Origin of the sequence: uncultured Sanguibacteroides sp. (assembly GCF_900543425.1) — a bacterium.
GTDB lineage: Bacteria > Bacteroidota > Bacteroidia > Bacteroidales > Marinifilaceae > Gabonibacter.
The window spans coordinates 21,215-41,362 of sequence record NZ_UQRQ01000017.1; the positions used below are offsets into that span (position 1 = coordinate 21,215).

Sequence of the window (20,148 nt, forward strand, 5' to 3'; positions counted from 1 at the left end):
AAAATCAAGTTTAAAGCAGTAGTGAAATATACTATTCTACTTATAAAGAATCTCTGAAAATCAATTTTCCAGCATATGTGGCAAAGCATACTTGGAGATTATGAACTGTTGGTATGGAATTGCAAACGGAAAATTATATTATCAGGTAAACTCGAAACCTGCAATAAAAAAAGGATCATCCAACGAAGAATGATCCCATTTTTGTATCTTGTTAAACAGGTATTATTGCATGGGCAAATAACCTTTGTCCTGTAACATTTTCTGAACTTTCATGACAACTTGTTGACCCCATTGTTGTCCAATCTGCATACTGCCTTGCATAATCATCGGTTGGGCAGCAGCTAATTTTTTTCCAATCGGAGTCTCGTAAAACTTAATGATCTCTTCCAGATCTGCCTTGGTTAATTGTTTTTCATAAACAGGGGCCATCATCGTTATCAAATCATCCAATGCCGTCTTTTCTACCTCTTTTTGAATAGTCTCAAGAGCATCAGCCGGGATATTAGGAAGCTGTTGTTTAATTGCTGCAAACATCTGGGGAACCATCATTTTAAAAGAAAGGTCTGCTCCTGAAACTTGCATCATTTTTTTCAATGTCTCAACATACTCTTTTGAAGGCTGGGTAGCCGGTGCTGTCGTTTGTGCTTTTGTTCCAACCCATACAAAAAGGGTTAAAACAACCATGATCATAATCTTTTTCATAAATCCATTTTTAAATTATTATGCAAGTATATCGATTTTACACGAAAAGCTATCATAACTCGAAGAAAAAATAAAAATATTTTATAAATTGCCGTCTAAATAAAACAATGGGTCATGAAACATCTATTTCTATTTCTTATTACAATGGTATTTATGTCAGTTACTTCATTAGCTGACACTTCTCTATTAAAAAAACTGCAAGAAATTAAAGAAATCTCTGACATTAAAAAAATAGACGTTCCTCCATACACGGAATATTACGAGTTTTGGTTCGAACAACCTATTGACCATTCGAATCCGAGCAAAGGAAGTTTTAAACAACGGGTTTTGTTGGGCCACCGTGATTTCAATGCCCCCATGGTTGCCGTTTTGGAAGGTTACGGGATCCATACGACAAAAGAAAGCGAACTCTCCGAATTCTTCAACACAAACCAGATCACGATAGAACATCGATTCTTTAATCAAAGTGTGCCCTCATCCGGAATACCCTGGCATGACCTCACGATTAAACAGGCGGCAGCCGATCAGCATAACATCATACAGGCCATTCGGAAAATATACCCGGGGACCAAATGGATATCCACGGGAATCAGTAAAGGCGGACAAACAACTATATATCATCGTTATTTTTATCCTGAAGACGTAGAAATAAGTGTTCCTTACGTGGCCCCCATGAACTTGGAAGCCATAGATCCCAGATTGGAAAAATACCTGAATAATTTAGGAGGAACTCCCGAACATCGAAAACTATTCGAAGGAGGAGGCAAGGATATCAAATGGCAAATCTTCGATTTCCAAAAGCGATGTTTTGAAAATTTAAATACACTTGTTCCCAAGATGCAAGAATTGGCTCAAAGTCATAATTACACTTTCCACAAAGTAGGCGGAATAGAGAGAGCTACAAAATTGGTTATTCTGGAATTTCCATTTTCATTCTGGCAATGGGGAGCAGACATAAACGATATGCCGACAGAAGACTCCAAAGATATAAATGAGATTTTTAATTATCTGGTAACCGTATCTTCTCCCGATTTTTTCAATGATAAATCCATCGAGAAGCTCCAACCTTTCTACTATGCAGCCCTGACGGAAACCGGCATGTATGCCTACAATATCAAACCGTTCAAGAAATACTTTAAAGAAGAACCTGATAATATCATTGATTTCCATTTCGCGTTACCCGCAGGACAGGAAAAAGTTTCATTCAACGCCAAGCAATTACAAGCGATCAACAAATGGCTTCAGACGAGTGCCCAAAACATGTTGTTCATATACGGCGGACTTGATCCTTGGAGTGGGACAGCGGTAGATTTAAAGAAGAATGAGAAATGTTCGAAATACGTGAAAGCAGACATGGATCACAGATGTCGGATTCAGAGTTTCGAAAACCTGACAAAGTCAGCTATACTAAAAAAGCTAAATAGCTGGATCAAAGGAATTGAAGAAGAAGAATCGGAGGAATTAATTTATTAATTGATGAATAATCTGATCGGTAGCTCCCAATCGGCTACGAACAAATTTTAAAGCATTCGTTCCGGCTGTCTCCGTGATAGCCGGATTTTTTATTAAAGAATCCATAAGAGCAGTAAATTCATCCGCATTCTTTATTGTAAATGCCCCTCCGCATTCTAATAAATCTACGGCTTCTTTAAATTTATGAAATTTAGGACCAAAAATAACCGGAACACCATAAATGGCAGCTTCCAAGGTATTATGAATCCCTTTACCGAACCCTCCCCCGATATACGAGATCGACCCATAACGATAGATAGAAGAGAGTAGTCCTATGCAATCAACCAGAAGTACCTGACAAGCGGAAAGATCCGCTTGCTCATCGGTAAAACGAGCTATCTTTTTCTTACAACCGTCCATAATTTGCTTCAGGTGGTTCTCTCCAATTTCATGCGGTACGATGACCCATTTATAAGTATTATCTTGCCTATTGATATAATCGAGAATAATTTCTTCGTCTCCGGGCCAGGTACTTCCACAAACGACAGCACGTTTATCCGAACAAAAAACCTCTACCCGGTCAATTTGTTTGGCAATATCCGCAATTTGCTTTACCCGGTCAAACCGCGTATCACCTGTTTTCTGGACATTTGTAATTCCAATAGACGACAAGAGCCGGACAGACTCTTCATCCTGCACAAAAAGTTTTGTGAAAAAGCTCAACATTCTCCGGTGTAAACCGCCCCACCATTTAAAGAAAGGTTGCTCTTTCCGGAAAATCGCTGAAATCAAATAAATGGGAACCCGACGTTTATTCAATTGGTACAGATAATTATACCAATACTCGTATTTTACAAAAACGACAGCATCAGGACGTATAGAATCCAGAAAATGCCGAACATTCGAAGGGGTATCTATAGGTAAATAGAATATATAATCCGCTCCTGCATAATTTTTACGGATTTCATAACCGGAAGGTGAAAAAAAAGTCAATACTATTTTGGTCGTCGGTTCCTTAACACGTAGCATCTCCATGACAGGACGTCCTTGCTCGAATTCTCCCAACGAAGCAGCATGGAACCAGACCAATTTACCTTCTCCCCGATCTATATTCTTCAACTTGCTCCTAAGACCTTTTCTCCCTTTTATCCATAAAGAAGCTTTTTCATTAAAACAAGCCGCTATACGAATTGCAAAAAGATAAAATACAATACCGATATTATATACAAATACAGACATATCCTTATGATTTTAACTTATGTATCTCCGATTCCTACTTCAAATTTAATATTTTTCTTCTTTCAAATAATTTTTTCCCCGTGATCTCTTTGATGTTTCACCACGCCTCAAAGGTATAAAAATTCTAACCCGATAGCATCACTTTTGTAAATAACGTTAAGCACAAACCATCATCTCAATTATTCATTAATTTTACCAGAGAATTTATACAAAAATCAGTCACAACATAAATTTAAAACTTAAGTTATGAAGATTCTAAATCTATTCATGGGTATTATGATGAATATCATCCTGATTTTCCCACTCCAAGCACAAATTGGAAAAGAGATGAAAGCCTTCCGTAACAAAGAAGGAGTAACCGTGACCATGCTGAATCCGTCACTTTACGGATTATATAAAAAGAACGACCTTTCGCTTGCCACGGAAGAAGTACTTAAAAAAGTTGAAGAAATCAATGTTCTTCAGATAGATCGTCAACAAACAAAAACCAATGTCTTCGAGAATATATACTATCGTTTAAATTCCATACTGGAAAACGAGTCGAAATACAATCAGGTACAAAGTTATCGAGGAGCCACAGGGAACGAACGTCTTTTTGTCACGCAAAACGACGATATAATCACCTCTTTGGTTCTATGGAAAGAAGAGAGAAATAAAGCTATAATTATAGAACTGAAGGGGGATATTGAATTGAATAAAATTCATTTGCTGGCAAACGCCCTCCAGGTAAAAGGGATAGACGCTCTTACCTACGTCAATTCTCCCGAACAGGAAGAAGAAAATCTACTGAGCAGGCATCAAGAACTTTTGAAAAGATTTTTACAAGACGACACTTTCCCCGGCGATTCTACAATGCTAAACGGATTTTTAAGAAATCATCAGGAACAATTGGGTCGTATGGACGAAATGTTTACACGAATGCAAGAAATGATGCAAAACATGGGAAATTCATTTGATCACCGACAAGGAATGACTTCAGGCGATGGCTTCGAAGAATTTATGTCTAACGGATTAGAGGTCATTCAAGAAAACGGAAAAACCAAGATTAAAGTTAATTCTCAAAATTCGAAGATCATTTATTTAATCGACGGAAAAGAATTCACCGCCGACAGCATAGGTAATCGTATCCCGGATGAAATTGCCACTGTAAATATGGTTCGTTCTCCCGAAGACCCCAGAACGTCTTATGTCGTGATCAATTCCAAACAAAAAGCCGGAAAATTCATCAGTTATGCCAACGGTATTTTAAAATTCAATTACGAAAATCAGGATTACACCTTTAATCTGGACAAATTGAATGAACCGATTCTAATCATTAACAACCAATTAACCGGAAATTTGGATATCAATCCGGCAGATATTATTCAAATCCGTCCCATAACCGAAAGCGAGAGTAAAATACTGGGATACCCGTCGGCTAAAGTCATTATCGTTGTCGATAAAATGATATTCGGGTTCTAACTTTTCTATTAAAAAATCGTATAGCTGCAAAAGAGGAAGTCGTCTTTCACCCGGGCGACTTTCTTTAAATTGTATTAAACGACCAACAATACGTTTATGAGACAAGCAGCAATACCGATGAAACCAGGAGTTTTTCTTCTGATTATTACCTTTATGATTTTCCTTCCAACCTTTGGCCAAAACAAAATGATCCGGTCGAAGCAGGGAAATGAAAATTCTAATTTGCAACAACCCCTTCCCTCGCAAGACGAGTGGTGGAAATTATTCAAAGATCCTATTCTCGACTCGTTAATTATTAAAGCAGTAAACAAAAACTACGATGTACGGATTGCTATTCGTAAAATCGAAATGGCAAAATCGAAATTGAGAGTAGATCGTAGTCCTTACTACCCTTCTATCGACCTCACCGTAAATTATGCTCCTGAAAAAAGCAGTCTGAGTGCAGACAAAAAAAACATCATCGAACGGAATGGAACAGCGACACTTAATTTAAATTGGGAATTGGACATATTCGGAAGGATTCGTAAAGAGAGTTCTTCGCAAAAAGAGTTCTATCTGGCAGCTCAGGAAGACTACCGGGGAGTTATGGTTTCCATGGCCGCTCAATTATCGGCAGCTTATATCAATTTACGCACGGCACAAAAACAGCTTCAGGTAACACGAGAAAATTTAGAGTCCCAAAAAAAAGTTATGGAATTGACTATCTCTAAATTTGATGTGGGATTAGTATCGCAATTAGATGTGGCACAATCCAAAAGCTTGTATCTACAAACGAAAGCCAGTATTCCCGGAATAGAATCTTCCATTAATGAAGAAATAAATTTAATTAGTGTTTTAATCGGGGAACACTCGAGCCTTCTACGGGAGGAATTATTAAAAGCCAAACCCATCCCCGTCAATCCGAGAAAAGCAGCTCTTGGTATTCCGGCAAATCTTATTCGCCAACGTCCGGACGTCCGGTCTGCAGAACGAACCATTGACGGTTTGGCTGCCGCCGTTGGGGCCAGTCGTGCCGATTGGTGGCCCAAATTCCTACTTACCGGATTTTTCGGTTATTCCTCGGAACAGTTTGAAAACTTCACAGACCGGGACAACATGATATGGCAAATTGCTCCCACGATGAAGTGGACCATTTTCAGCGGTCGCAATCTCGTTGAAGCAGAAAAAACAGCACAATTACAACTGGAAGAAGAGATTAATAATTATAATCAAACCCTATTGACCGCCATTCAAGAAGTGGACAATGCCATGGTCACCTATAACAAATCATTACAACAAATCTCAGCCATGAAAGAGGCCTTTCAACAATCTAAACTTACGTTGGAATTGGCCATCAATCTATACAAAAGCGGATTGACAAATTACCAAAATGTTCTCAGTTCTCAAGTAAGTCTGCTAAACTACGAAAATTCTCTGATCCAAGCTCAAAGCATGTCACTCCGGAACCTCATCCAGTTATATCAGGCATTAGGAGGCGGATGGCCGATCGGAGACCATCTTGAAAAATAAAGAATAATCCATAAAAATAAAATAAAATGAAACGACTGACTCATTTCCTCGGAATATCATTTATAACGATTAGTGCTATTACGGGAGGTTGCGGAAAGCCCAAACCACAAGAAACACCTCCTGCCCCCTCTATCGAAGTAAGTAATCCCACGCAACGGACGGTCGTATACACGTTCGAGTACCCAGGCTATCTGGAGGCAGAACAAACGGTGGACTTAATAGCCCGGGTCCCTGGATTTCTGGAAGAGATCCATTTCAAACCAGGTCAACGCGTTCATGAAGGACAACTTCTTTTTGTCATTGAACCCCAACCTTATAAAGATAAAGTCCGTCAGGCAGAAGCTACTCTGGAAAGCACCAAATCCCAATTGGCCTATAGTAAAGCTTCTTACCTAAAGATGAAAGATGCTGTAAAAACAAATGCCGTCAGTGAAATAGACTACCTACAAGCCGAATCCAATTACGGGGAAGCCATGGCCTCCTACGAAGAAGCCCACAGCCAACTGGATTTAGCCCATATTAATCTGAATTATTGTTACATCAAAGCACCTTTCTCCGGCAGAATATCCCGGAATCTTATAGACCAAGCCAACCTTGTTGGCACGGAAACGACCACGTTGGCCACTATATATAAGGACAGCAAGATGTTTCTATATTTCAATATGGCTTACCAGGATTACGTGAAAATGTCACAACCGACCCCGAACCGGACATCGCAACAGATTACGATTCAAGATGTAAACACCCCGGAAAAAACATGGGTGGGAGCATTAGACTATACCGCTCCCAATATAGATTTGACAACAGGAAGTCTTACCCTTAGAGCCAGTATTTTAAATCCTAACGGCGAGCTACTTAGCGGACAATATGTGAAAGTGATCATCCCTTATAAAACGGTTACCAAAGCTATTCTTATTCCGGAAGGTTCCATCGGGACAAACCTGAGCGGAAGATTTGTTTACATTGTCAATCCTGATAATACGGTAGAATTCAGGCATGTGGACGTAGGGGTACTCACTCCGGACGGAATGCGGGAAATCACACAAGGAGTTGAAATGGGAGAACGATATGTAGTAGAAGCACTCGTGAACGTTCGTCCCGGAATGAAAGTAACTCCCGTACTCTCCGTTCCTAAATAACGGGCACCATCAATGATCAATTTTAATTTAAATCTTCAAATCCTATGATGTCTACATTTTTCATTAATAGACCTATCTTTGCCACGGTATTATCCGTATTGATCGTCGTGGCCGGATTGGTTACCCTCCGCGGTTTGCCCGTGGAACAATACCCCACCATTACTCCTCCAACCGTAGTGGTAGAGGCGAGCTACCCGGGAGCAAATGCAACAACCATCTCTCAAATGGTAGCCACTCCCATCGAACAACAAATCAACGGGGTCGAGGGAATGCTTTATATGTCATCTACCTCTTCCAGCGCAGGGGTATACAAGTTAACTATTACATTCGAAGTAGGAACAGATCTTGATATGGCAACCGTACTGGTACAAAACAGAGTAAACATGGCTCTTAGTACCTTACCGCAAGAAGTGACCCAAATCGGAGTTACCACGACAAAAGAATCGACCAACGTGGTCATGTTTCTTTCCATTACCTCCGATAATCCGAATTACAACGCACTCTACCTCTCCAATTACGCGGAACTGAATTTGGTAAACGAATTGGGGCGCGTCAAGGGAGTCGGAAATGTAGGACTATTCGGAGCCGGAAATTACAGCATGCGTATTTGGCTGAATCCCGACCTGCTCACGATCCGGGGAGTTTCGCCGGAAGAAGTTATTGCCGCTATTAAAAGCCAGAACATACAAGTAGCGGCGGGATCGGTCGGTTCTCTACCGCTAAATCAAAAAGTAGCATTCAAATATACCCTTGAAACCCAAGGCTTATTATTGAACGAAGAGGAATTCGGAAATATCATTATAAAAGCTTTACCCGGAGGAAAATATTTACGAATAAAAGATGTCGCTACCATAGAATTAGGTAATGAAAGTTACAACGTGGAAGCTACCTTAAAGGGACAAAACGTAGCCGCTATAGCCATCTACCAACTCCCGGGGGCAAATGCTCTCGATGTAGCGAAACGGGTAAAAGCCCAGATGGAAAAACTGGGATCCTATTTCCCAGAAGGTGTTCATTACAATATTACCCTGGATACGACAGAATTTATTAAGGCATCCATCAAAGAGATATACAAAACCTTGGGTTCTGCCTTTGTATTGGTACTTATCGTCATTTTGTTATTCCTACAAAACTGGAGGGCCATGTTGATCCCCCTTATCACGATTCCGGTGTCCCTGATCGGTACCTTTACCTTCATGGGGCTATTGGGTTTTTCCATCAACACCCTGACCCTCTTCGGCCTTGTTTTAGCTATCGGTTTGGTCGTGGATGATGCCATTGTGATTGTAGAAAACAGTTACCGGTTAATTGAAACCGGGAAATATAATAACATGAAAGAAGCCGTAAAACAGGCAATGAAAGAAGTATCCGGAGCCATCGTTGGTATCGTATTAGTCCTGTTGGCCGTATTCATTCCGACGGCATTCATTGGAGGAATCACCGGATCGCTCTATAAACAATTTGCCCTGACAATAGCCGTAGCCACGGTAATCAGCGGATTCAACGCTTTAACTTTAAGTCCGGCCCTATGTGCCCTTTTCCTTAAGCCCAAACAACCGTCTAAATTCTTTTTATTTAAAGGTTTCAACCGTCTCTTCGAAAAAACCACAAACGGTTATTTGTGGGTAGTAAAAGGTTTTATGCGAAAATCCGTATTGACCTTTATCGTTTTTCTTCTTCTATCCGCCATTGCCTTTATCCAATTTTCAAGAGAACCCCGGACCTTTATTCCCAATGAAGATCAAGGGTATTTTATCATCTCCATGCAACTGATGGACGGAGCCTCCTACTTCCAAACGGCTAAAGCCGTCGAAAAAGCCAGCAAGATATTAGATGAATTGGATGGAATAGAAACGTATATTACCATCAACGGTTTTTCCATCATGGACAATGCCGAAAGCTCTAATGCCGCCTCTATTTTCGTAATGCTAAAAAATTGGGACGAACGCAAAAGTAAAGCCCTTAGCGTCGAATCTATTGTTAATCGCTTCAACGAAATGGCCTATTTACAAATCAAAGAGGCAGAGGCTTATGCTATTTCACCTCCACCTATCCCCGGTTTAGGAGAGAGTAGCGGTTTTCAGGTCATGATAGAAGACATCAACAGTTACGGACCTCAAATGCTGCAACAGGTAACAGACGCATTGGTCCAGGCAGGGAACGCCCATCCGGGATTATCCTCCCTGCGATCCACGTTCAGTGCCAATGTGCCCCAATATTTTTTAAATATCGACCGGGATAAAGCCGAACTTATGCAAATCCCCATCGGAAACATATTCAATGCCCTATCCAGTTATTTAGGTTCTGTTTACGTGAATAATTTCGTTAAATACGGACGCACTTATCAGGTTAAACTGGAAGGTGCTCCCGACAGTCGCCGGTTAATCCAAGATGTCCTTTATTTGAACGTACAGAATGCCGATGGCAATATGGTCCCCCTTTCGGCATTTACAACTATAAAACAACAACTTGGAGCCGAATTACTACCCAAATACAATACTTACGTGGCAGCCATGATTTCCGGAGAAGCCGCACCCGGCTACAGTTCCGGTCAGGCATTAAACATCATGACCCAACTCATGCAGGAAAAATTAGGAACCTCCTTTGGTCACGAATGGACAGCCTTGGCTTATCAGGAAGAGAGTGCCGGATCCACCACCTCTCTTATTTTCGCCTTGGCCATTATCGTCGTGTTCCTGATCTTAGCCGCTCAATACGAGAGCTGGACCACTCCGTTTGCCGTAATTATGGGATTACCCATTGCTCTTTTAGGTGTCGTGATCGGCGTTATGGTTATGAATTTACCTATTAGTGTATACACGCAAATCGGTATTATCCTGTTAATTGCACTCACGGCCAAAAATGCCATCTTGATTGTCGAATTTGCCCGGGATTATCATAACGAAGGAAAGTCTATCTATGAAGCTGCCTTGGAAGGAGGAAGAGTCCGGCTACGCCCGATTTTAATGACCTCTTTCGCTTTTATCCTCGGTACTTTTCCTTTGGTCGTTTCCAGCGGAGCCGGTGCGGCCAGTCGTATCTCCCTCGGTATTGCCGTCTTCGCCGGTATGCTGATGAGCTCTTTGGTCGGTACTCTGTTTATGCCTAACTTTTATTACATGATGCAATCCTTACAAGAACGCCTCGGTCGAAAAAAGCATAATCTTCCGGCAAAACCACATGACTCTCCTGATAAAGATATATAACATAAATAAAGAGTCGGCAGGTTTACAGCCGACTCTTTACAAATATAAAAACTTCTCTATCAATATACGATCGTCATTTCGTCGATCAGGTTCTTAGCCTTGGCCATCTTATCGATGATGAACAGGACATAACGAGTATCCACGTTGATACAACGTTGCAAATTCTCTTCAAAATCGATATCTCCGGACATCGCTTCGGAATTCCCGTCAAATGCAGCGCCGATTAACTCTCCGTTAGCATTGATCACCGGAGACCCGGAGTTTCCTCCGGTAATATCATTGTTTGTAATAAAGCAGGCTACAACATTATCTGTTCCGTAAGGAGTGAAATTTTTAGCGGCATACAAATCTTTCAATTGCTGCGGTACTTCAAATTCTCCGCCTTTAGGTCCTTCCTTCTCCATTACTCCCGTCAAAGTCGTGTAATAATCATAGAACACAGCATCTCTCGGTTTATAACTCCCGACCTTACCATAAGACAATCGGATCGTGGAATTGGCATTCGGAGCCCATACCTTATCCGGGTTCATTTTCATCAACCCATTTACAAACAAGCGATTACCCTTAGCTATATTTTGATTCATTTCACTTGTCCGGGCACTCATGCCGATATAGAATTCAAAGAACGATTTTCCAGCTTTAAGGGCCAGATCTTTCTCCAATTTCTTCATATCCGGCTTTTCTAAAAACGCAGTAAAGGTCTCTTCACTCGCGTAGATCGATTTATTGAACATATCCTGAGCGAATTTTTCATAGTCACCTTTATATTTCTTATTCACAAATTGAATAATCTCCGGATACATCTCTTCTCCCACCGATTCACTATACATCTTAAACAAAGTAGCTACTAAATTTTTATCTATCTCTGCATTAAAATCTTTGTAAAAGTCCTTAGCATATTTCTTCAAAGCTTCCTTTATCTTCTCTTTTTTATCATTGGAAAGAGTATCTTTTTTGGACAACTTCTCGAGCAAATTGCTCGTACGGAAAGCAAACATATGAAGTTCCGGTCCTCCCAAAGCTTCTTGTAAATAAGCAAGAGCTACGGAATAATCAGCCATATCTTCGTACCCCTTTTTGATCAGACTCAAGGCATTTCCATATTTAGCTTTACGTGCAGCATCCGCATTGACCCAAGCAGTAAATTCATTTTCAATTTCAAGCTTATTGGCCATCGTGTTCAACTTCTTCAATGCTATATTCTGCTCATGAGAATATTTCCAATAATTAGCACAACTGGCATACTTAGAAGCATATTGAATACGGGTTTTAGGAGAAGCATCCATTCCTTCTTTCATCACCCGAAGTTTTTCCGTACGTACCTTATAGCGGATATCATTGGTTACATCCATCGTCTCTTTCAACCCGAATGAGGTTAAGAAACGATCCGTAGATCCTGGAAATCCCATCGTCATAGCAAAATCTCCATCTTGAATCCCTTTAGCCGAAACCGGGAAATGATGTTTGGGTTTTAACGGAATATTCTTTTCAGAGAAAGAAGCAGGCTCTCCGTCAGGACCCGTATAAATACGGAATAAGGAGAAATCCGCCGTATGGCGAGGCCACATCCAGTTATCGGTATCTCCGCCGAATTTACCCATACTTTGGGGAGGAGCTCCTACCAAACGAACATCTCTATAAATCTTATATACCAACAAAAAGAATTGGTTGCCTTCAAACATATCCTGTACCTGAGCACTCAAATTCGTACCCTTGGTTACTTTCTCCACGATCAATTTAGATACGCTATCAATTGCGACAGCTCTCTCCGATTCCGTCATATCATCATTCAACACGGCATTTACCTGATCCGTCACGTCTTCCATCCATTGAAGAATAGAAGCGGTTATTCCCGGATTAGCTAATTCTTCTTTTAAACTATATGCCCAGAAACCATTGGAAAGATAATCATGTTCTATCGTAGAATGAGACTGTATCGCCCCGAAACCACAATGGTGATTGGTCATTACCAAACCTTTCGGAGAGATAATCTCACCGGAACAGAAATGACTGAAAGGACGACCTTCCCGTCCTAATCCCACGACTGCATCTTTTAAACACGCTTGATTTATTGAATAAATATCTTCAGCCGATAGTTTACAACCCATGGCTTGCATTGTGTCGATATTCTTGTTTAACAAGGATAACAACCACATACCTTCATCCGCCCGAGCTATAGACGCTGAAAGCAAAGCAAAAACAATAATAAAAATTTTTCTCATCTGCTTCATTTAAACATTCATTTTATATAATTCAATTTTCAATTTACACGTACACAAATCCTATTTACCATACTTTTAAGCAAACGTCGGCAAATATACAATAAAATCAATTAGAGCCAGCATATTCACTTTTATTTAACTTGTTGTTAAAAATCGAACGAGTAGAAGCAAGCAATCCTTTTATTAAAAACAGCCGACAAACAGAAAAATAAGATGCGATTCCAAAAGAAATCGTTTTCTTTCTATCTTTGTCATCACAGAAAAACGATTATGGCAGAAAAACGAAATATCAGGAAATGTAGCGGAAAAGAGATCTCCGATTTTCTCGAACAACAAGGAGAAAAAGCGTTTCGCACGAAACAAATCTGGCAATGGCTCTGGCAACGAGGCGTAACCCGATTCGAGGATATGACCAACTTGTCCAAAAATACAAGGGAATTATTGGACAAATATTTTGTTATCAAAACCGCAGCATTAACCCACATCCAAAAAAGTAACGATGGAACGACTAAATTAGGTTTCACGCTGGATGACGGCCAACTGATCGAATCTGTACTTATTCCCTCACGGGATAAAGCCACAGCCTGTATTTCGTCTCAGGCAGGATGCAAATTAAAATGTAGTTTTTGTGCCACGGGAGGATTAGGTTTTATCCGGGACCTACAACCGGAAGAAATTTTTGACCAGGTAGTAGCCGTAAAAAGGATGGCAGAAGAACGGGGATTGATCTTCTCCAACATCGTATTTATGGGTATGGGAGAACCCCTCCTAAACTATGACAATGTAATGGAAGCCATCCAAAAAATAACAGCCGAAGAGGGGTTAGCCATGTCTCCCTATCGAATCACCCTTTCGACTGCCGGTATCCCGGAAGGAATAAAAAGACTGGCAGACGATCAGGTTCGTTTTAACCTGGCCATCTCTTTACACTCTGCCATTAATTCGACCAGAAATCAAATCATGCCGATCAATAAAGCATATCCTCTTCCGCAACTGGCCGAGGCCATTAAATATTTCGTGGAAAAAACCGGAACCCGTCCGACATTTGAATATCTTCTTTTGAAAGGGGTCAACGATAGCCTGGAAGCAGCAAAAGCACTCGCCTCTTTCTGCCGACAATTCCCGATTAAAATCAATATTATCGAATACAATCAAGTCGAAGGAGCAAAATACCAACATAGTCCGGCAGAGAACAGAGACTCCTTTATTCGCTTTCTCGAAAGTAAAAATATCGTCGTCAATCTACGGCATAGCAAAGGAAAAGATATTGACGCCGCTTGCGGTCAATTAGCCAATAAAAAATGATAACATTTTGCCTCTGACGTTCGTAGAAATTAGAGTAAACATCTAATTTTCAATACTTACGTCATGAAGTCATTATTATTTCTGATGCTGCTTGCGGGAATCAGCATCACAGAAGTCATCGGGCAAACCGAGGGGAAAGTGGACAACACTGCAGTGGACAGTCTGGACATAGATAAATATGCCGGACTGTGGTATGAGATCGCCCGTTTCGACCATCCGTTCGAGCGGGGCATGGTAGGGGTTACGACGGAATACATTATTAAATCCAATGGAGACATCGAGGTTATCGGATGCGGATACCGGGATAGTCTGAACGGAGAGAAGCGAGAAATCGTAGGGAAGGTACATATCCCGGATAAAGATAAACCGGGAATTTTAAAAGTTACTTTTTTTCTAATCTTCAGTACAAACTATTATATCCTGGAAGTAGAAAAAGATTATAGTGCCGCTCTGATAGGGAGCTCCGAGATCGATCATTTGTGGATCGTAAGCCGATCACCAAAACTCCCCAAGAAAAAATTAAACGATTTATTAAAACGGGCACAAAAAAGAGGATACGATACACAAGCTCTCATTTTTGTCCCCCACAAATCCAAAGACGTAGAGCGGGAACTTGCAGACCTCTGAGATTTCCGGCCGCTATTTTAAAATAACTCCCGGAAATTTTTATCATCCCTTTTTATTTCCATATTTTTGACAAACAATTATCAAAAATATGGAAATTCTTATTTTAACCCTCTCTATTATCATATTAGCTCTCAACCTCATCCTTATTTTTCGTTATAAAGATAGAGGGACAAAAAAACAATTAGAGCAACTTCAACAACAGCTCTTCCGATTGGAAAAGAATATTCAGGACGAGATTCGTTATTCCAGAGAAAGCGAAATTGCCAGATCCGGACAGAACAGGGAGGAGCTCTCCCGGAATCTCATGGATTTCAGAACAGAGCATCGGGATATTCTAAAAAATCTTTCCGACCAAAATACTCAGGTTATCCATTCGTTTCAAAAAAATTTCTCCGACCATATGGAACTCTTCCAACATTTGCTGAAAGAAAAAATGGAAGAGTTAACCACTCGTCAACAAAATCTGGTACAATCCACAGAAAAGAAACTCGAGGATATGCGACAGACTGTAGACGAGAAACTACAAAAAACATTACATGAAAGATTAGGTCAATCTTTCGAGTTAGTCAGCAAACAACTGGAACATGTACAAAAAGGATTAGGAGAAATGCAAACATTAGCTCATGACGTAGGCGGATTAAAACGCGTATTGAGCAATGTAAAAATGAGAGGGTCTATCGGCGAGATCCAATTGGAAATGCTATTGGAACAACTCTTGGCTCCGGAACAATACACGGCCAATGTAAAAACCAAAAGGAACTCGGACGCCATTGTCGAATTTGCCATAAAACTTCCGGGTAAAGAAGAATCCAAAGAATGTATTTTTTTACCCATCGATGCCAAGTTTCCCAAAGATGCTTATGAACAGTTGTTGGATGCTTACGAATCGGCAGACCCGCAACGAATCGATACGGCATCCAAGAACATAGAACAAACCATCAAGAATATGGCTAAAGATATTCATGATAAATATCTTGATCCTCCGTACACAACGGATTTCGGCATTATGTTTCTACCTTTTGAAAGCATATACAGCGAGGTCGTCCGTCGTGCCTCTTTACTGGAGCAACTCCAACGAAACTATCAGGTAATCGTCACAGGTCCAACGACCTTTGCAGCCATCCTCAATAGCCTTCAAATGGGATTCCGCACGTTAGCCATCCAAAAAAGAAGCAGTGAAGTCTGGCGTATCCTCGGAAGTGTCAAAAACGAATTCGATAAATTCGGAGGCATGCTTGAAAAAGCGCAAAAAAGTATTCAAACAGCCAATAATCAACTGGAGGAGGTCATGGGAAAACGTACCCGTGCCATACAGCGACAACTACGTTCCGTCGAAGCATTTCCTACCGATGAATCCCAAATACGATTGACACTCGACAATACGGATTCTCCTGAAAATGAATAATAAAATAATTTTTTTCAATCAAAAAGAGCTGAAATATAAAAATTATTATCTACTTTTCGAGATGTATTAAAAACAATCGGGGTATGTGTTTACGTCAAATTTTTTCTGTCGCTGTCTATGAAGCCAAAATACTAAGAAGAAGTTGGGTATTCAAAATGTTCTCTTCTTTAGCCGTAGTTGCTATTTTGGCAATACAAGTGATCTCGCAAAGTTCTTTGACTTACAACTTCCAATGGAATATGATCGTATTGTCCTGCTCTTTTCCATTTCTTTGCTGTTACTTGCTTAATCTTGCACAAGGTATTATCGTTATTTCCAGCATGGAATCTTTTACGAATAAAAAACGGATGATAGATACTCACGACGTATTCCTCGTTCGCCCTATCAGTAACGGAGAATACATTGTCGGAAAATTATTAGGCCTATTCAAAACGATTGTTTCACTCGATCTCATCACGCTCTTACTGGTGGCTTTTATCAATCTGTTTTTAAGTGAGTCTCCATTTAATCCTTTCATCTATCTATTTTATTTCGTAACCTTACTTCTTCCGTTCCTTGTCTTTATTTTAGGAATTTGTGTCATCGTCAACTACAGTTTAAATCAATACGCCCTGGCGTTATGTGTACTTCTCGGTTTCTACATCTTCGGCTCTTTTTACTCTGCCCGGTTTTTATACGGGATTTTCGATTTTATGGGCAATTCCCTTCCCAATGCGTTTTCCGACATTACGGGACATGCCGGTTTACCCCTCTACCTTATCCAAAGAGCAGGTATTTTTCTGCTCGGTAGCGGATTCATTATTTTCGCCATATCATTGTACAAGCGTTTACCCAACGGTAACCTTATCCGATACAAAATAACAGCAATCACTTTTATTCTATTGGCTATTATTTGTCTTACAGGCTATCATACGATTTATTCGAAAAAAAACAGTATCAGACAAACTTACACGGAAGTCTATAAAAAATATGCTTCAACCCCTAAGGTATCCTTATCTGCTCAAGAAATTACCTTTTTACAGGAAAACAATATCCTATCGGTCCATTCCAGCATCACGGTATTCAATGACCATGCAGAGTCTATTTCCCCTCTTATTTTTTATTTGAATCCCGGGCTTGAAGTAACCCGCTTAACCGATGAAGCAGGCTCTCCCGTTCCGTTCGAACGAGATCACCAGGTGATCCGGGTCACACAATCGTTATCTCCCCAGACCTCAAAAATATTTCAAATTACATACATGGGAAAAATCGATGAAGATATTTGTTATCCGGAGTTAGGTCCCGATGAATATTACTCTCCCCATAATTCCAATAATCTGTTCAATTACGGAAACAAGTACGCTTTCACGGGAAAAGATTTTACCTTACTTACTCCGGAAGTCCTCTGGTATCCGATAACTACCCCTACTGTTAACCCGGGTTCCCTATTCAATGTTCCTAAAAATTTCACGAACTATACGTTACACGTTATCACGTCGGCAAATCAATTAGCCATTTCAGAAGGGATCCGAACGATCCATGAAGATACTACAACATTTAAAAATTCCCAGCCTCTACCCTCCCTCAGCTTGTGTATCGGAAAATATGAACAAAAAAACATTCGGGTCGATTCAACGTTACAAGTCTCACTATACTATTTTAGAGATAATGTATTCCCTTCCCTCCGGTTAAATTTACCGGAGCAAAAAATGGCCGAAGCTATTCAAAACCAACTAAACATGATCTCGAGTTATATCGTGGGACAAAAATTTCCTTTTACCCAATTAAATGTAATAGAGGTTCCCGTAACATTCAGATCTCACTCGAGGTTATGGAAAGAAAACAGTGAATTCATACAACCGGGAACAATTTTTATTCCGGAAAAAGGGATATCGTTTCCCTCTTTTAATTTCACCTGCGAAAGACACAAATACAAAAATATAGAATCATTAATGACCGCATTCGAAGGGAATATCGACGAACAAGTTGAAAATTTATTATTTCAAACCGCATGTTTTGCCTTTGGCTGGAATGAATCCTCCGTATTACAGGGAAACTGGCTTTTCTCTTATCTGTTCCGTAAAGACAATCATGTCGAAAAAATCAATCCCTGGTGCATCTTCCCCATGTATCTTAATTTCTCCATCGATATTCACTCGGATCGCTATCCTATCGCTAATGCCACTTTTAAAAACATGCTCTACAAACGCACTACCGGTAGCGTGTCGAATATAAATGATAAAGATTACCGTGCACTACAATATCTTGCCAATCACAGCCTGCAACAAGCAATAAATGATCCGGCCATAGACGAAATCACTTTAAATTCCATTATACGTCTAAAGAGCGATGCCTTTAAAGACATTGTCAATGCCTTAATTCCTTCACATGATTTTGAACGGTTTTTAGGAAAGTATTCCCAAAACAACTATTTCCGGCATACGGACCTTGAAGCATTTGAAAAAGAATTTGAGAGAACGTATAATTTCAGTATATCCCCGATTATAGAACAATGGTATCACGCCAAACAACTTGCCCGCTTCAACTTCGGCGCTCCTGAGATCTATGAGATCCCGGATAAGGAGTTTACCCGTTATCAGGTCTGCTTGCCCGTTCATAACTATTCTGATGCAGATGGTGCCATATCGCTCTATCTATCTGAATACCATGTCAGAAGCGATGGGAAACGTAATAATCCCAAACGCACGCCTTATATTTTCTTAATAAAAGCAGGAAGCTATAATGAAATCAGATTACCGGCCACGGCATCTCCTATTCAATTTTTACTGCAAACCGGAATGGCTCTTAACCTCCCGACCAGCCAAAACATTTCGTTATACACTCTTCCCCGTAAACAGGGAAAAACAATAGAGGAAGGAATATTCGACGTAGACCCTGCCCGTTTTACCCCGTCTCCCGATGAGATTATCGTCGACGACGTAGACCCCGGCTTCCGGATTATTAACCCTAAATCCCAGGGAATAATTCAACGGCTTTTTAAAAATGAAAAGAACAATCAACGAAACGAACAAGGATTCGGGAAACAATGGGAAATAAGGTATGCCAACGAGTATTACGGTCAATTTATAAAACAAGCCCGTTTCAAATTAGTAGGTTTCAGTGAAGAAAAAGTGGAATGGAAAGCCAATATCCCACAAGCAGGTACTTACGAGGTTTTTGTATTCTACCCGGTCATGCTCAAATATAACATGGAAACAGGACAGCCTAAGCCTTGTTTCCAGTATTATACCGTATCTCACGCAGACGGGAAAGATGATATCGACAAAGAGATATTCCAAATCGGATGGAACTCTTTAGGTAAATTCAGATTTACCCCGGGAGAAACAACCGTTATTTTAAACGACAAAGCGAAAGAGGCCGCTGACATCCTTGCCGTCGATGCCGTAAAATGGGTAAAATGCCCCGAATAAGCGTATTCTCTCTTTTATTCACACAAAAAATAACAGACAAAGAATTAAACCGTATCCTCAAAAGCATTTCATAACAAAAACCCGAAAGTTTTTTACCTAACTTTCGAGGGTATATTAAAGTTGGGAGCTACTCCTTATAGTCTATATAGAATCTACAATCACAGGAGGAGCCATTCCATAAGGATTTAACATTCAAGTCTTTCTCCGAATGAATCTCCCTTGACAATCGAGTTATTTCAAATTCAAATTGTTGACGATTATCCTCAGATTAATCGAACCACTCTTCAAAACCTACCATTGGAAGTCTCCATAGTACCTCTTGCAATAAACTCGAATGCAACGTTTTCCTCCGGATAATTTCCCTTAATTTACCAGTAAAACACAAGATCAGAAAACGTGTTATCCGACCTTCATTTTTTTGCAAGAAAATAACATGTTGATTCATGACCACAAATACATCGTAGGAAATAA

12 protein-coding genes are annotated in these 20,148 nt (G+C 40.2%); 9 read left to right on the plus strand and 3 right to left on the minus strand.

Annotated features, from left to right (window positions below; translation table 11 throughout):
* Nucleotides 1-222 precede the first annotated feature (222 nt).
* Nucleotides 223-702 carry a DUF2059 domain-containing protein gene (locus tag QZR76_RS10000; protein ID WP_294142678.1) on the minus strand — a complete coding sequence of 160 codons (480 nt, stop codon included), beginning with the start codon at nucleotides 700-702 and terminating at the stop codon, nucleotides 223-225.
* Between the two features lie 114 nt (nucleotides 703-816).
* Between QZR76_RS10000 and QZR76_RS10005 the strand changes: the two genes are divergently transcribed.
* Nucleotides 817-2,175 carry a S28 family serine protease gene (locus tag QZR76_RS10005; protein WP_294142679.1) on the plus strand — a complete coding sequence of 453 codons (1,359 nt, stop codon included), beginning with the start codon at nucleotides 817-819 and terminating at the stop codon, nucleotides 2,173-2,175.
* On the opposite strand, the gene QZR76_RS10010 is transcribed toward QZR76_RS10005, so the two are convergent.
* Nucleotides 2,164-3,393, minus strand: coding sequence for a glycosyltransferase N-terminal domain-containing protein (locus tag QZR76_RS10010; RefSeq protein WP_294142680.1), 1,230 nt, complete (start codon nucleotides 3,391-3,393; stop codon nucleotides 2,164-2,166). The genes QZR76_RS10005 and QZR76_RS10010 overlap by 12 nt on opposite strands.
* Nucleotides 3,394-3,639: 246 nt before the next feature.
* On the opposite strand from QZR76_RS10010, the gene QZR76_RS10015 reads away from it, so the two are divergent.
* The 4 genes from QZR76_RS10015 (at nucleotide 3,640) to QZR76_RS10030 (ending at nucleotide 10,708) form a co-directional block, all read left to right on the plus strand.
* The gene (locus QZR76_RS10015) at nucleotides 3,640-4,854 is read left to right on the plus strand and encodes a DUF4252 domain-containing protein (RefSeq protein WP_294142681.1); all 1,215 of its coding nucleotides are present in this window, start codon (nucleotides 3,640-3,642) and stop codon (nucleotides 4,852-4,854) included.
* A gap of 96 nt (nucleotides 4,855-4,950) precedes the next feature.
* Nucleotides 4,951-6,363 carry an efflux transporter outer membrane subunit gene (locus QZR76_RS10020; protein WP_294142682.1) on the plus strand — a complete coding sequence of 471 codons (1,413 nt, stop codon included), beginning with the start codon at nucleotides 4,951-4,953 and terminating at the stop codon, nucleotides 6,361-6,363.
* 26 nt (nucleotides 6,364-6,389) lie between these two features.
* Complete coding sequence (locus tag QZR76_RS10025) at nucleotides 6,390-7,502, plus strand: efflux RND transporter periplasmic adaptor subunit (RefSeq protein ID WP_294142683.1); 1,113 nt, start codon at nucleotides 6,390-6,392, stop codon at nucleotides 7,500-7,502.
* A gap of 44 nt (nucleotides 7,503-7,546) precedes the next feature.
* The gene (locus QZR76_RS10030; RefSeq protein WP_294142684.1) at nucleotides 7,547-10,708 is read left to right on the plus strand and encodes a multidrug efflux RND transporter permease subunit; all 3,162 of its coding nucleotides are present in this window, start codon (nucleotides 7,547-7,549) and stop codon (nucleotides 10,706-10,708) included.
* A gap of 59 nt (nucleotides 10,709-10,767) precedes the next feature.
* Here QZR76_RS10030 and QZR76_RS10035 read toward each other — a convergent pair whose 3' ends face one another.
* On the minus strand, nucleotides 10,768-12,930 hold the full coding sequence (locus tag QZR76_RS10035) for a S46 family peptidase (RefSeq protein ID WP_294142685.1): 2,163 nt from the start codon (nucleotides 12,928-12,930) through the stop codon (nucleotides 10,768-10,770).
* A 270-nt stretch (nucleotides 12,931-13,200) separates the two neighbouring features.
* Between QZR76_RS10035 and rlmN the strand changes: the two genes are divergently transcribed.
* From rlmN to QZR76_RS10055, 4 genes are all read left to right on the plus strand, one after another.
* A complete protein-coding gene (gene rlmN, locus QZR76_RS10040; RefSeq protein WP_294142686.1) occupies nucleotides 13,201-14,235 on the plus strand; it encodes a 23S rRNA (adenine(2503)-C(2))-methyltransferase RlmN in 1,035 nt (344 codons plus the stop codon).
* A gap of 63 nt (nucleotides 14,236-14,298) precedes the next feature.
* The gene (locus QZR76_RS10045; protein ID WP_294142687.1) at nucleotides 14,299-14,862 is read left to right on the plus strand and encodes a lipocalin family protein; all 564 of its coding nucleotides are present in this window, start codon (nucleotides 14,299-14,301) and stop codon (nucleotides 14,860-14,862) included.
* 88 nt (nucleotides 14,863-14,950) lie between these two features.
* Nucleotides 14,951-16,267 carry a DNA recombination protein RmuC gene (gene rmuC / locus QZR76_RS10050; RefSeq protein WP_294142688.1) on the plus strand — a complete coding sequence of 439 codons (1,317 nt, stop codon included), beginning with the start codon at nucleotides 14,951-14,953 and terminating at the stop codon, nucleotides 16,265-16,267.
* 83 nt (nucleotides 16,268-16,350) lie between these two features.
* Nucleotides 16,351-19,677, plus strand: a complete 3,327-nt coding sequence (locus QZR76_RS10055; RefSeq protein ID WP_294142689.1) for a hypothetical protein — start codon at nucleotides 16,351-16,353, stop codon at nucleotides 19,675-19,677.
* Nucleotides 19,678-20,148 lie beyond the last annotated feature (471 nt).